Annotated in this window: 12 protein-coding genes; 4 read left to right on the top strand and 8 right to left on the bottom strand. The window is 58.6% G+C overall.

Annotated features, from left to right (window positions below; genetic code table 11):
- Positions 1 to 25: 25 nt before the first annotated feature.
- Complete coding sequence (locus GOX45_RS11205; RefSeq protein WP_171100898.1) at positions 26 to 1,024, top strand: polyprenyl synthetase family protein; 999 nt, start codon at positions 26 to 28, stop codon at positions 1,022 to 1,024.
- Here GOX45_RS11205 and GOX45_RS11200 read toward each other — a convergent pair.
- From GOX45_RS11200 to soxR, 4 genes are all read right to left on the bottom strand, one after another.
- A complete protein-coding gene (locus tag GOX45_RS11200; RefSeq protein ID WP_171100896.1) occupies positions 1,017 to 1,826 on the bottom strand; it encodes a 4-(cytidine 5'-diphospho)-2-C-methyl-D-erythritol kinase in 810 nt (269 codons plus the stop codon). The genes GOX45_RS11205 and GOX45_RS11200 overlap by 8 nt on opposite strands.
- Positions 1,816 to 3,528: a tetratricopeptide repeat protein gene (locus GOX45_RS11195; RefSeq protein WP_171100894.1), complete on the bottom strand. Its 1,713-nt coding sequence runs from the start codon at positions 3,526 to 3,528 to the stop codon at positions 1,816 to 1,818. Before GOX45_RS11195 ends, GOX45_RS11200 begins: the two co-directional genes overlap by 11 nt.
- 103 nt (positions 3,529 to 3,631) lie before the next feature.
- Complete coding sequence (locus GOX45_RS11190; protein ID WP_171100892.1) at positions 3,632 to 5,278, bottom strand: electron transfer flavoprotein-ubiquinone oxidoreductase; 1,647 nt, start codon at positions 5,276 to 5,278, stop codon at positions 3,632 to 3,634.
- Between the two features lie 124 nt (positions 5,279 to 5,402).
- Entirely contained in the window at positions 5,403 to 5,870 is a 468-nt protein-coding gene (gene soxR, locus GOX45_RS11185; protein WP_171100891.1) for a redox-sensitive transcriptional activator SoxR, read from the bottom strand.
- Between the two features lie 84 nt (positions 5,871 to 5,954).
- Between soxR and GOX45_RS11180 the strand changes: the two genes are divergently transcribed.
- The 3 genes from GOX45_RS11180 (at position 5,955) to GOX45_RS11170 (ending at position 8,050) form a co-directional block, all read left to right on the top strand.
- Positions 5,955 to 6,335, top strand: a complete 381-nt coding sequence (locus GOX45_RS11180; protein ID WP_171100889.1) for a VOC family protein — start codon at positions 5,955 to 5,957, stop codon at positions 6,333 to 6,335.
- Between the two features lie 234 nt (positions 6,336 to 6,569).
- On the top strand, positions 6,570 to 7,040 hold the full coding sequence (gene greA / locus GOX45_RS11175; RefSeq protein WP_171100886.1) for a transcription elongation factor GreA: 471 nt from the start codon (positions 6,570 to 6,572) through the stop codon (positions 7,038 to 7,040).
- A 14-nt stretch (positions 7,041 to 7,054) separates the two neighbouring features.
- Complete coding sequence (locus GOX45_RS11170; RefSeq protein WP_171100884.1) at positions 7,055 to 8,050, top strand: hypothetical protein; 996 nt, start codon at positions 7,055 to 7,057, stop codon at positions 8,048 to 8,050.
- On the opposite strand, the gene glp is transcribed toward GOX45_RS11170, so the two are convergent.
- Genes glp through GOX45_RS11150 form a run of 4 tightly spaced genes read right to left on the bottom strand, consistent with a single transcriptional unit; the run spans position 8,047 to position 12,264 of the window.
- On the bottom strand, positions 8,047 to 10,122 hold the full coding sequence (gene glp, locus GOX45_RS11165) for a gephyrin-like molybdotransferase Glp (RefSeq protein WP_371808971.1): 2,076 nt from the start codon (positions 10,120 to 10,122) through the stop codon (positions 8,047 to 8,049). The two genes, GOX45_RS11170 and glp, sit on opposite strands and share 4 nt — an antisense overlap.
- Complete coding sequence (gene mobB, locus GOX45_RS11160) at positions 10,119 to 10,610, bottom strand: molybdopterin-guanine dinucleotide biosynthesis protein B (protein WP_171100882.1); 492 nt, start codon at positions 10,608 to 10,610, stop codon at positions 10,119 to 10,121. Before mobB ends, glp begins: the two co-directional genes overlap by 4 nt.
- Positions 10,607 to 11,251 (bottom strand): molybdenum cofactor guanylyltransferase MobA, encoded by a 645-nt coding sequence (gene mobA / locus GOX45_RS11155; RefSeq protein WP_171100880.1) that lies wholly within the window; start codon positions 11,249 to 11,251, stop codon positions 10,607 to 10,609. Before mobA ends, mobB begins: the two co-directional genes overlap by 4 nt.
- 59 nt (positions 11,252 to 11,310) lie before the next feature.
- Complete coding sequence (locus GOX45_RS11150; RefSeq protein WP_171100878.1) at positions 11,311 to 12,264, bottom strand: AEC family transporter; 954 nt, start codon at positions 12,262 to 12,264, stop codon at positions 11,311 to 11,313.
- Between the last annotated feature and the right edge of the window lie 87 nt (positions 12,265 to 12,351).

Raw genomic sequence — 12,351 nt, 5'->3', positions numbered from 1 at the left:
AGTCGAGCCTTGTATCAGGAGTGTGATGAATATCAGCACGATCTCGAAACCGCATGAGCGACTGGCCGGAATTCTGACCGAGGAAATGGCGGCGGTAAATGAATTGATCCGCACGCGGATGGTCTCGGATCACGCCCCGCGCATTCCCGAAGTGACAGCACATCTGGTCGAAGCTGGTGGCAAGCGGCTGCGTCCGATGCTCACTTTGGCAGCGGCCAACCTGTTTGGTTATACCGGCGACCACCATGTGCGCCTGGCGGCGACGGTAGAGTTTATTCACACAGCCACGTTGCTGCACGACGATGTAGTGGACGAAAGCGGTCAGCGCCGCGGTCGGCCTACAGCGAACCTGCTCTGGGACAACAAATCCAGCGTGTTGGTGGGTGACTACCTGTTTTCGCGCAGTTTTCAGTTGATGGTCGAAACCGGATCCCTGCGGGTTCTGGACATTCTCTCCAACGCATCGGCCACCATTGCCGAAGGCGAAGTGCTGCAAATGACCGCCGCAACGGATCTGCGCACGGATGAAGCGGTTTATCTGCAAGTTGTGCGCGGTAAGACTGCGGCCCTGTTTTCCGCGGCCACCGAAGTGGGCGCTGTGATCGCCGGGGCATCGGACGCGCAGGTTCAGGCCTTGTTCGACTATGGGGATGCATTGGGCATCGCGTTCCAGATTGCCGATGACCTGCTGGATTATCAGGGCGACAGCAAGGCGACGGGCAAAAACGTTGGCGATGATTTCCGTGAACGCAAATTGACCTTGCCGGTGATCAAAGCCGTCGCACAGGCCACACCTGAAGAACGCGCTTTCTGGCAACGCACTATCGAGAAGGGCCGCCAGGAAGATGGCGATCTGGATCACGCTCTGGCGCTGATGCACAAATACGGCACGTTGGACGCCACCCGCGCCGACGCGTTTGGATGGGCAACCAAGGCCAAAGCTGCGCTGGAAGGCCTACCCGATCACGAGTTGCGCGACCTGCTGCGCGACCTGGCCGATTACGTGGTCTCGCGCCTTAACTGAGCGTTGTTGCCCGCACCCACCAGTCCGGTTGGGCCGCGCCGATCTCATAGGCCGCAAAATGCGCCGCTTTCATCGTCGGAAAGAGTGCAAAGCAGGTTGAACCCGATCCCGACATGCGGGCCAGCAAAACATCGCGGGTGTCGCCCAGCGCGTCCAGCACATCGGGGATCTGCGGCGCAACCGAGCATGCCGGGATTTGCAGGTCATTGCGTTGGGTGCTCAGCCATTCGGCGCAGGCGGTGACACTGTCGAAAACGTCAATGTCGGCTGGCATGGCAGGGTTATCCTTGCGATCCAGCGCCTGAAAAACCGGCCCGGTGGGCACCGAAATACCGGGGTTGACCAGCAGCGCTGGCAAAGGCGGCAAGACGGCTGGGCTCAGGTCCTCTCCGATACCCTGCATCCGCGTGGCCTTGCCCCGACCACAGACTGGAACATCGGCACCCAGTGACAGCGCCACAGCTGTATCTGCGCCCCCAAGTGCCCGCAAGGTTGCCGCCGCATCCGAAGAACCGCCCCCGATGCCGCCACCATGCGGCAGAGCTTTGTTCAGGGTAATTTGCCCCGTCCAATCCACGGCCTGCGCAGCACGCCACACAAGGTTGCGATCGTCGGTCGGAACGCCTTGGGCAAACTCACCGCTGACCTCGATCGACAGCACTGGACCAGGGTGAAAGGTCAAGTGATCCCCAACATCGGCAAAAACAACCAAAGAATCCAACAGGTGATACCCGTCCGAGCGCTGGCCGGTCACATGCAGTGTCAGGTTGATCTTGGCCGGCGCGAAGGCCTCAGCCGTCATTGGCTACTTTCAAAGGGTCAGCGCCTTCTTCTTCCAGAACCACGTCCAGACCAACCTCTAGCTTGCGCCGAATGCGGTCCGGGTCGGCTTCGCCATCGCTGTCTTCGGGGTCAATGAAGGACAAGGCGCGCTTCCATTGGAATTCAGCCTCGCGATAGCGGCCAACCGCCCAATAGACATCGCCCAAATGGTCATGCACCACCGGATCAACGGCCATCAACTCGGCCGCGCGTTCCATATGTTCGACCGCTTCATCATAGCGTCCAAGACGGAACAACACCCATCCCAAACTGTCTACGATATACCCGCTGTCTGGTCGTGCCGCGACCGCGCGTTCGATCATGTCGAGCGCCTCATCCAGCTTTTCCCGCCGCTCCACAAGAGAATATCCCAGGTAATTCAGCACCTGCGGCTGATCCGGGTTCAGTTCAAGCGCTTTGCGAAAATCGGCCTCGGCCTTGTCCCAGTCTTTGAGACGCTCATGGGAAATCCCGCGCGCATAGTGCAAGAACCAGCTCGCATCGGCCCCTTGCGCCGTCAGATCAATCGCCGCGTCGTATGAGGTGACAGCTGCGGCATAGTTTTCCTGTTGCCGCTGCAAATCTGCCAGAGCCACATGCACGGCAGGCAAACCCGGCTGTTGAACAGCAAGGCTTTCCAGAACTTCGACCGCAGCATCCTCTTTGCCAGACCGGCGCAGAACTTCAGCCCGACCAAGCTCGGCCACGTGGTAATCCAGACTGTCGACAGGAACCTGTCGATAGGCCTCGACCGCCAGGTCAAACTGACCCAGATTTTCCAGCAACTCGGCGCTCATCAAAACAGCATCAATATGATCGGGACGCAGGTAGCTAGCGATGCGGGAATAAAGCAGAACATAGTCCTGCGCCGCCTCGTTGTTCAACGCTGCACCGACCGAATGGAATACTTCGGCTACGCCATCCTTGACGTTGCCAACATGGGTGAACGGAAGCGTTTCGCCCGCTGAAAGCCGCGCCTTGTAGTCATCGATAAAAGGGTCGCTCCCTGCCGAAAATACGTCTTCGATGAATTGCAGCGCGTCATCGTTACGATCCAATTGCGAAAGCACTTCGACCCGAGAAAGCGCGGCCCGGCGCGACAGACGCGACGCTGCTGCATCGCCCTCAGAGAACACTTCTTCTGCGCCCTCAAAGTCCCCGACCGAGGCCAGCGCAAGCGCCTTGTGGTACATCGCGAACGAGCGCAGACCCTCTTGCTCGGCAACGGTATCGAACTGCTCCATCGCCTTGGTCATAGCGCCCTGACCGATCTGCACCCAGGCAATCATCAAGCCATCGACCAGCGGACCAATGCCTTGGCTTTCCGGATCAAGCGCCAGAAACTCCTCGAATTGCTCGTTTGCGATCATCGTGGCCGCGATGGTCATATTCGCAGCCTGCGCCTGCCCGTCATATTCAGCCACCGTCTCAGCGATGGGTAATGCGCCCTCGATATTGCCCAGCGCAATCCGCGCCAACAACACGCTTTCCAGAAGTCGGCGATCTTCGGGGTTTGAACGTAAAGCGCGCGAATAGTAACGCTCAGCCGCTTTGTAGTCGCTTTCGTAGATCGCTTGCCGACCGGCAAGATAAGAGCCCGCGCCGACATCCGCTAAACCAGGAAGCGCAACAGAAGAAGAAAGAACCACAGCAAGCGCTGTGCGACGGATCAAGGAAAACACCGGAAAACTGCCTTGTTGCCTATTATCAGGAACAAGCTAGGGCCTCTGACCTCCAGAGGCAATGGCCGGACCATCACGACCCCACCATTGTCTGCATTTCTGCCTACATATTGGGGTAGTTCGGCCCGTCGCCGCCTTGTGGTGTTGTCCAGGTGATATTCTGGCTGGGATCCTTGATGTCACAGGTTTTGCAGTGCACGCAATTCTGAAAGTTGATGACAAAACGCGGCCCGTTTTCGTCCTCGACCACCTCATAGACGCCTGCCGGGCAATAACGCTGCGCTGGCTCGTCGAACTCGGGCAGGTTCACCTTGACCGGGATATCCGGGTCGGCCAGCCGCAAGTGACACGGCTGGCTTTCCTCATGGTTGGTCGCCGCGAAGGATACGTTGGTCAGACGGTCGAATGACAGCACTCCATCGGGCTTGGGATAGTCGATGGGCTGATGCTTGCTGGCATCTTCGGTCGATTCAGCATCGTTTTTGCCGTGACCCAGGGTGCCCAGCAGCGAAAAGCCAAGCGTGTTGGTCCACATGTCCATTCCACCCAGCGCAAGACTGGCAGTCAGACCGTATTTCGACCACAGCGGCTTGACGTTGCGCACTTTCTTCAGATCGCTGCCGATCGCGCCGTCCCGTACGACGGTCTCATAGGCGGTCAGCTCGTCGCCCGAGCGTTCAGCTTTGATCGCATCATAAGCAGCCTCGGCTGCGGCCTTGCCGGACAGCATCGCATTGTGGTTGCCCTTGATACGCGGCACGTTCACCATACCCGCCGAACAGCCCAACAAAGCCACGCCCGGAGCCACCAGCTTAGGCATCGACTGATAACCACCCTCGGTGATCGCTCGGGCACCATAGGCCACGCGTTTGCCGCCTTTCAAAAGCTCAGCCACCATCGGATGATGCTTGAAGCGCTGGAACTCCATATAGGGGTAGAGATAGGGGTTCTTATAGTTCAGATGCACCACGAACCCAACATAGACCTGATTGTTTTCAAGATGATAGATGAAAGACCCGCCACCTGCATTGCTGCCCAGCGGCCAGCCCATGGTGTGGGTGACCGAACCTTCCTTGTGCTTTTCGGGGTCGATCTCCCAGATCTCTTTCATGCCAACGCCGTATTTCTGCGGCTCTTTCCCGGCGGACAGATCGTATTTGGCGATGACCTCTTTGGACAGCGATCCGCGCACACCTTCGGACAGGAACACATACTTGCCGTGCAGCTCCATCCCGGGCTCGGTATTGGGGCCATACGATCCGTCAGGCTCCAGGCCAAAAACACCGGCCACAACGCCTTTGACTTCGCCATTGTCGCCATAGACCATTTCGGAACAGGCCATGCCCGGGAATATTTCGACGCCCAGCGCTTCGGCTTGCTCGGCCATCCAGCGGCAAACATTGCCCATCGAGACGATGTAGTTGCCATGGTTGTTCATCAACGGCGGCATGGGCGCGTTGGGGATGCGCAGCTGACCCGCTTCGCCCAGCATGTAGAAGTTGTCATCCTTGACCGGAACGTTCAGCGGTGCGCCTTTTTCTTTCCAATCGGGGATCAACGCATCCAGACCACAGGGATCAAGCACCGCACCCGACAGGATATGCGCGCCGACTTCCGACCCTTTTTCCAGAACCACGACATTCAGGTCAGCATCCAGCTGTTTCAAACGGATGGCCGCAGACAGACCCGCGGGGCCTGCACCCACGATCACCACGTCATATTCCATCGCTTCGCGTTCAATCTCGGCCATCGCGGGCTCCTTCGCTAACTTTCCGAATTGACGCTTTTCGCGTTCCGTCGGCGCAATTTTGTTTCACGGGTGATTACATGGTCGGAAAGACGTTGGTCAATCGAAACACGGCGTAACGGCGCCTCTAATCGTCACTTCTGCTTTCCGGTGCATCGCCCATTAGGTATCTGGGACCGCTGCCATGGGATTTGGCGCGATCATCGGGGTTGTAAAGCGCGCATTTGGGCAAGCTGAGACAGCCACACCCGATGCAGCCATCCAAATTGTCGCGCAGCTGGATCAGCGTATCGATTCGCGCGTCCAGATGCGCGCGCAAACCAACGCTGATTTTCTTCCAATCCTGCGGTGTTGGCGTGCGATTGCCCGGCAAGCCGGACAGGACCTCGCGGATTTCCGGCAAGGTCAGACCGAACTGCTGCGCGATCATGACGAAACTCAACCGCCGAATATCCGCACGCTGATACCTGCGTTGACCACCCGCATTGCGCCAAGGGGCAATCAAGCCCTGTGCCTCGTAATAGCGGATAGCCGAAACTGCCAATCCGGTTCGACGCGCCAACGCGCCAATTGCAAGCCCTTCGGAAGCTGCCATGAGACCTCGCAAGAATTTCCTTGACCTAAAGTTAGGTTTAGAAATTATCGTGAGTCGGGACAAGCCCTAATTGAAGGAGATCCCATGATGGCAACGCTTGAACACACCAACATCACAGTCCGCGATCCCCAGGCAACCGCAGCTTGGATGCAGGATGTCTTTGGCTGGAAAACCCGCTGGGAAGGCCCCGCGATATCGGGTGGATTCACGGTTCATGTGGGTGGGCCCCACACCTATCTGGCGCTTTACACGCCCGACAGTCCCAAACCATCCAACGAAAGCAGCTATGACGTTGTCGGCGGGCTGAACCATGTGGGTGTTCTGGTTGAGGATCTGGATGCTGCAGAAGCAAGCGTGCGCAAAGCCGGATTCGAACCTCATAACCATGCCGATTATGAACCGGGTCGTCGGTTCTACTTCCGTGATGACAATGGGATCGAGTTTGAGTTGGTGCAATATGATTGAGATGCTCTGGCTAACCACCCCCTCTGATCGATGGAGCAAAGGCCCCCGCAATGACATGAACCGCTGGCGTGGCGAAACCCGCTCCAAACGGCGCAAAGTCGCGAATTTACCGGCGGGGGGCGTCTGAACCCTTGCAATTCCCAATTCATTTGGGTCTGGTATTCTTCAACCAACACTTCGCCCCGACGCTTTTGTGCGGCGGGGCGACTCAATTTTACGTGGACGTTAAACAGTATGGAAAAGATCCCAATGACGCCTGCGGGCTTTGGCGCGCTAGAAGCAGAGCTGAAGAACCTGAAATCGGTCGAACGCCCGGCCATCATCGCCGCCATCGCCTCGGCGCGAGAGCTTGGTGATCTGAAAGAGAATGCCGAATACCACTCTGCCCGCGAAAAGCAGGGCTTTATCGAAGGCCGCATCAAAGAACTCGAAGGCATTCTGTCACTGGCTGATGTCATCGACCCCAGCAAGCTGTCCGGCTCTGTCAAGTTTGGCGCCAAGGTTACGCTGGTCGATGAAGACACCGATGAAGAAAAGACCTGGCAGATCGTCGGAGAATACGAAGCCAATATCGAAAAGGGCTTGTTGAACATTAAATCGCCAATTGCCCGCGCGCTGATTGGCAAGGACGAAGGCGACAGTGTCGAGGTTCGAACTCCGGGTGGGGTCCGGTCCTATGAAATTCTGAGTGTCGATTACGCCTGACCGGAGGGGCGATCATGTCAGAGCCATCACCTGATCACGACGCCAACAGACCGACATCGCTGGGCATCTATGATCGTCCGGGCGAACCGAAAGTAACCGGGATCGAGATCACTGCGGTGGCGCTCAGCCTGGCTTGGCTGTTGATTGCCATTGTCTTTCTTGTCTTGCCCAGCAACCAGCAAGGTGGCGGTGTGATCGTCATCTTTCTGGCCGTGTTCATGCCTGTGGCGATGATCTGGGTGGCGGCTGTTGCGATGCGCACCAGCCGCATCATGCGCGAGGAAAGCGCCCGTCTTCAGACCGCGATAGATGCCATTCGCAACACCTACGTCACGCAGCAGCAAAGGGCCGCCAGCACCTATGCACCGATGGTGTCCAAAAGGCTGGAAGACATCGCTCAAACAGCCCAAAACGCAGAAAGCACCCCTGCGACGTTTTCTTCTCACCGCGCAGAACCGGCCCGCCCGCTTTCAGCCCCGGCCTCTCGCAACGATCAGACATCGCTGGAATTGGGCGTACCCACCGAGGATATGTCGCCGCCCCTGCCAAAGGACGTTTTTATCCGCGCGTTGAACTTCCCCGAAACCCAAGACGACGCGCTGGGGTTCGATGCGCTGCGGCTGGCGCTCAAGGACCGGCAGGCCTCGCAGCTTGTGCAGGCCTCGGAAGACATCCTGACTTTGTTAAGCCAAGAGGGGATTTACATGGACGACCTGCGCCCGGACATGGCGCGGCCCGAAGTGTGGCGACAATTTGCCCAAGGCGCGCGCGGGCGTGCCATTGCTTCGCTGGGTGGCATTCGCGACCGCTCGTCTCTGGCACTGACCTCCGCGCGGATGAAACAAGACCCGATCTTTCGCGACGCGGCGCATCATTTCCTGCGCAAGTTTGATCATATGATCGTCGATTTCGAGCCCAACGCCTCGGATGCAGAGCTGACCGCATTGGGTGACACACGGACCGCGCGGGCTTTCATGCTGTTGGGCCGTGTGGCCGGGACCTTCGATTAAAGCCCGAAACTGCCAAAGGGCATAAAGCGCACCGGATCGCCAGGCTGAATATGCTGCGCGCCATCGCCAAGATCGACTAGTCCCTCGGCCCAGCTGAGTCCGCTGATCCGGCCAGACCCTTCCGAATGAAACACTTCGACGCGCCCGTCTCGCAAACGCGCGCGAAGGTATTCCCGGCGTCCCGGCTTTTTGCGCTTTTCAAACCCAGCAGGCACATCAAACCCTTGTGGCACCTTCCACCCCTCACCCGCCATCAACCCCAGCGCAGGACGGGCAAAAATCAGGGTGCAGACCATGGCTGCCACAGGGTTGCCTGGAAGGCCAAACACCGGGGTGCCGTCCCACATGCCCAAGGCCAGCGGGCGACCGGGTTTCAGTGCAATCCGCCATTCTTGCATCGCACCTGCCTGACGCAACAGGGCCGAGACATGATCTTCGTCACCCGCCGACGCGCCGCCACTGGTCAGGATCACATCGGCCTTATCAGAGGCCTGATCCAACCGGTCGCGCAACATCTCGCGATCATCGGCGACGCGGCCCATGTCGACCGGCTGAAACCCCATGCGCGCCATCATGGACAGCAACAACGGGCGATTGGCGTCAAAGATCTGCCCGGGCCCTGCCGGGTCGCCGGGTTCAATCAACTCATCCCCGGTCGACAGGACAGCAACACGCAAAGGGGCTTGCGCTGCCACCTCGGCCACGCCCACAGCGGACAACAACGCAAGATCCGCCGGAGTCAGACGGCGCCCCTTGGACAGCGCCAACGCGCCTTGCGCCACGTCCTCGCCTGCTTTGCGGGTGTTGGCGCCCTGCTTCAGCGGCCCGTGAAAGGCGATATGACCGTCCTGAACGGTAACATCCTCTTCCAGGATCACCGTGTCCACTCCCTCGGGCAGGGCCGCACCGGTCAAAATCCGCAACGCGTGACCTTCGGGGACCGCACCGTCAAACGGGATACCCGCCGCTGCGCGTCCGGGGGTCAGGGGTAATACGTGGCTCCCCTCGGACATGGCCCCCGCAAACCCATAGCCGTCCACTGCCGTATTGGGCTGCGGCGGATTGGACCGTTGTGCCACAACGTCCTCGGCCAGCACCCGGCCAATCGCGTCCTGCAAAGCGACGGTTTCGGGCGCGGTGACAGGGCGCAAGCGGTCCTTCAGCAAGCCCAGAGCCTCATCAACCGGCGTCCAATTGACCCCGGCGGGCAAGGCGAAACAGTCATTCCTGAGTGGCGGCGGAGCGATATCCGGCTTTTGTTGTGACACCCCTAAAATCCACCCTTCCTCTGCCGCGCTGACATCAAGTGCCTGCGCCAATTCCTGTTCCGACATCGCCGCCAGCCACAGCGCAACCTGTTCAACCTGCCAGGCGTCCTTGATCCGACCATCCGGTGCTGCGCCCAGTTTCAACGAAGGCCAGATTTCCACGAAGGCCACCGGTCTGTCCAGCGGATGGAACGGCCAAACCGCCACCTGCCCCTCGAATGCACGGCGCAAACGGTTGAGCACGGGCAACCCCATCATCACCTGTCCACCCACCGCCCCGGCGCCCCCCATCTGCCAGCATGTGAAACTGCCCTTGGCCTCGGGTATCAGTTCTACCCGGCGTCGTTCGGGAAACGGGTTATGATAGCTTGACCTGGATTTTGGCAACCCGTCGATCTTACGCTGCAACCCGTTGAACCAGAACGGCCCTTTGCCGCCGAACCTCAGGTTGATCTGGCCCGCCAGATCGAAACGGTTATTAGCCGTGGGTGTGTCCTGAATATGGGTTTCAAACCAGTCCCAAAGACGCAGCGGATCATCCGATCCGGTCAACGCCTGGGCAAAGCCTTTGGGATAGCCAAAAGGGAAATCGAACCCCAAACACAAGCGTCGCCCGGCCCGGATCTCGGCGTCAATCAGACTGTGCAACCAGCGTTCCGCGATCTGGCGGTTGCGGTGATAGACCGGCTCTTCGGCGCGCCCATCTTGCACGACACAAGACCAGATCGCATCTTTACGGGGCCTTGGGCCGGTGTCATTTCCACCGGACCAATCGACCATCGCAAAGCTGTCAAATCCGGTCACAAACCGACCTCGTGCAGGATGAAATCTGCAATCGCGGCCGTATCGTTCAAATCGAAAACCGGACGATCCAGAGACAGTGGTACGTCGCTGGCAACAGCGCGGATGGTGTCATTGCCCGTTGCAATCAGGGCGTTGCCCGGTTCTTGCCGAAACGCCTCGATCTTGGGATGCGCCTCTCGTTTGTATCCTTCGATCAACACCAGATCGACCGGAGACAGGCGGGCCAGAAGATCCGACAGTCGTGGCTCCTCGGCCCCGCGCAGTTCTTGTATCAGCGCCACGCGCTGACCCGAGGCCAAAAGCACTTCGTTCGCGCCTGCTGCGCGATGGCGGTAACTGTCACGGCCCGGCTGATCGACGTCAAAGCTGTGATGCGCGTGCTTCACGGTCGAGACCGAGAAACCACGGCCAGTGATCTCGGCCACCAACCGCTCCATCAACCCGGTCTTGCCCGCATTCTTCCAGCCGGTGACGCCAAAGACTCTCATGCCAGCCTCAACAGCTCTTGCGCGCGGGTCAGGTCGTCGGGCGTATTCACATTGAAAAACGGATCAAAGGGTTCAGCAGGGAACAATGCCTCACGCCCCTGATGCTTGTCCGTCCACAGCACCACCTTGCGCAGACCGTCTTGCAATTCAGCCCGCAAATCATCGCGCAACGCCACGGGCCAGAGCCCGAAGGTCGGGTGCCGGTTGACCCGCTTGCCGCCGCCGGATTTCAACACCTCGTTGCTCGAACGCGGTGTGGTCGCCAGAACCAAAGGATAATCCTGCCCCTCAGCCGCGTGTTGCAGACGCGCCACCAGATCATGCGGAAAGAATGGCGTATCCGCTGCAGCGGTGACGATACTGTCGGCCCCCTGCCCTGCCGCCCAATCCAACCCGGCCAAAACCCCGGCCAAAGGCCCTGCAAAGCCCTCTATCGTGTCCGGCACAACAGGCAGCCCAAGATCTGCAAACCGCGCCGGATCACCATTGGCATTCAGTGCAAGCCCACCCACTTGCGGCGCCAGGCGTTCAACAACATGGGACAACAGGCTCTGCCCGCCGATCTGCAACAGACCCTTGTCACCGCCACCCATACGCGTCGCCAAGCCGCCCGCCAGTATCACGCCCAGAGGTTTTCCCATTCCCGTCCCTTGTTTCATTCGCCGCAGCGGAACAACCTTTGAGGCTTTGTAGATCGAACTCAGTTCAATTGAAACGCGGTTGGATACAGATGGTGCAGGACAAACAACCAAAGTATCAGCGTTCCGACAGACAAAAAGGATGTCATGGACACGATATGGGCCGCTAGTTTGGGCTCTTGATTATAGTGTTTGGCCAAAAGGAAAACGTTTTTCGCCGTGGGCACCGCCGATGAGACGGTTGCCGCGATGGTCCACAGCGGATCGAGGCCAATCAGATGCGCCGCCAGCAGGACCAGCCCCGGTGCAACGATCAGCTTTGCACCCGTCAGGAACAGAAGCAGCGGCCCGGTCTGGACAATGGTACGCACGCTTGTCGTAAATCCGATGGCAAACAGCGCAACAGCCGCCAAAGCCTGGCTGAGCAGTTCAAGATAGTCCGAGACGGCGTTCGAGAAACCAAGCCCGGTCGCGGAATAGGCAACACCCAACAAAGTTGCAGCAATAATCGGGTTCTTCAGGACATTCAGAATGATTTTGTAGATTGGCGTCCTAACCCCCGCTTTGTGACCTGCGGTGGTTTCAAGCGTTGTGGTCATGATCAACAGCAATATAGCCACGACCAGATTGGCCAGCACAGCCGGCAACGCGCCTTTGGACCCAAATATCGCATGCAAGATCGGCAGGGCGACCAGCGCCGTGTTCGAAGCCACAGCAGCAAACGCCGCGACCGTGGCCGATCCGGCGTGAAAACCCGTCATGCCTTTGAGAATGAGAAACAAAACCACAAACAGCGCCAGCAGAGTCCCGCCATAGGCGATGTAGAAGCCATAGTTCAGAAGGTTGGCGAACTCTTCCTGACCGATCAGATAAAACATGATGGTCGGGATCAGGACAAAGACCGCGAATTGTACCAATGCATCTGAGGTATCTTCGCTCAGCAGCTTGGTCCAGGAAAAGACATATCCCGTCACGATGACTGCAAAAACAGGTGCTATGAGGTTGATGAGTTCCATATTCACCCGGGCAAAAATGCACCCGCTTTGCTGTTCGTATTATCGCCGCTTAACGAACATCTATCAGAAACGGCTGAAATTCCTAAC

It is taken from the genome of Ruegeria sp. HKCCD7255 (genome assembly GCF_013031565.1).
Classification (GTDB): Bacteria; Pseudomonadota; Alphaproteobacteria; order Rhodobacterales; family Rhodobacteraceae; genus Ruegeria.
Note: the sequence above shows the minus strand (reverse complement) of the source record. Positions and strands in the feature narration are given on the sequence as shown.

Excerpts from the sequence above, each read along its gene's own strand:
- greA (WP_171100886.1), top strand. The coding sequence starts at position 6,570 with ATGGAAAAGATCCCAATGACGCCTGCGGGCTTTGGCGCGCTAGAAGCA.
- GOX45_RS11190 (WP_171100892.1), bottom strand. The coding sequence starts at position 5,278 with ATGGCCGAGATTGAACGCGAAGCGATGGAATATGACGTGGTGATCGTG.
- GOX45_RS11180 (WP_171100889.1), top strand. The coding sequence starts at position 5,955 with ATGATGGCAACGCTTGAACACACCAACATCACAGTCCGCGATCCCCAG.
- mobB (WP_171100882.1), bottom strand. The coding sequence starts at position 10,610 with ATGAGAGTCTTTGGCGTCACCGGCTGGAAGAATGCGGGCAAGACCGGG.
- GOX45_RS11205 (WP_171100898.1), top strand. The coding sequence starts at position 26 with ATGAATATCAGCACGATCTCGAAACCGCATGAGCGACTGGCCGGAATT.
- GOX45_RS11170 (WP_171100884.1), top strand. The coding sequence starts at position 7,055 with ATGTCAGAGCCATCACCTGATCACGACGCCAACAGACCGACATCGCTG.
- GOX45_RS11150 (WP_171100878.1), bottom strand. The coding sequence starts at position 12,264 with ATGGAACTCATCAACCTCATAGCACCTGTTTTTGCAGTCATCGTGACG.
- GOX45_RS11200 (WP_171100896.1), bottom strand. The coding sequence starts at position 1,826 with ATGACGGCTGAGGCCTTCGCGCCGGCCAAGATCAACCTGACACTGCAT.
- mobA (WP_171100880.1), bottom strand. The coding sequence starts at position 11,251 with ATGGGAAAACCTCTGGGCGTGATACTGGCGGGCGGCTTGGCGACGCGT.
- soxR (WP_171100891.1), bottom strand. The coding sequence starts at position 5,870 with ATGGCAGCTTCCGAAGGGCTTGCAATTGGCGCGTTGGCGCGTCGAACC.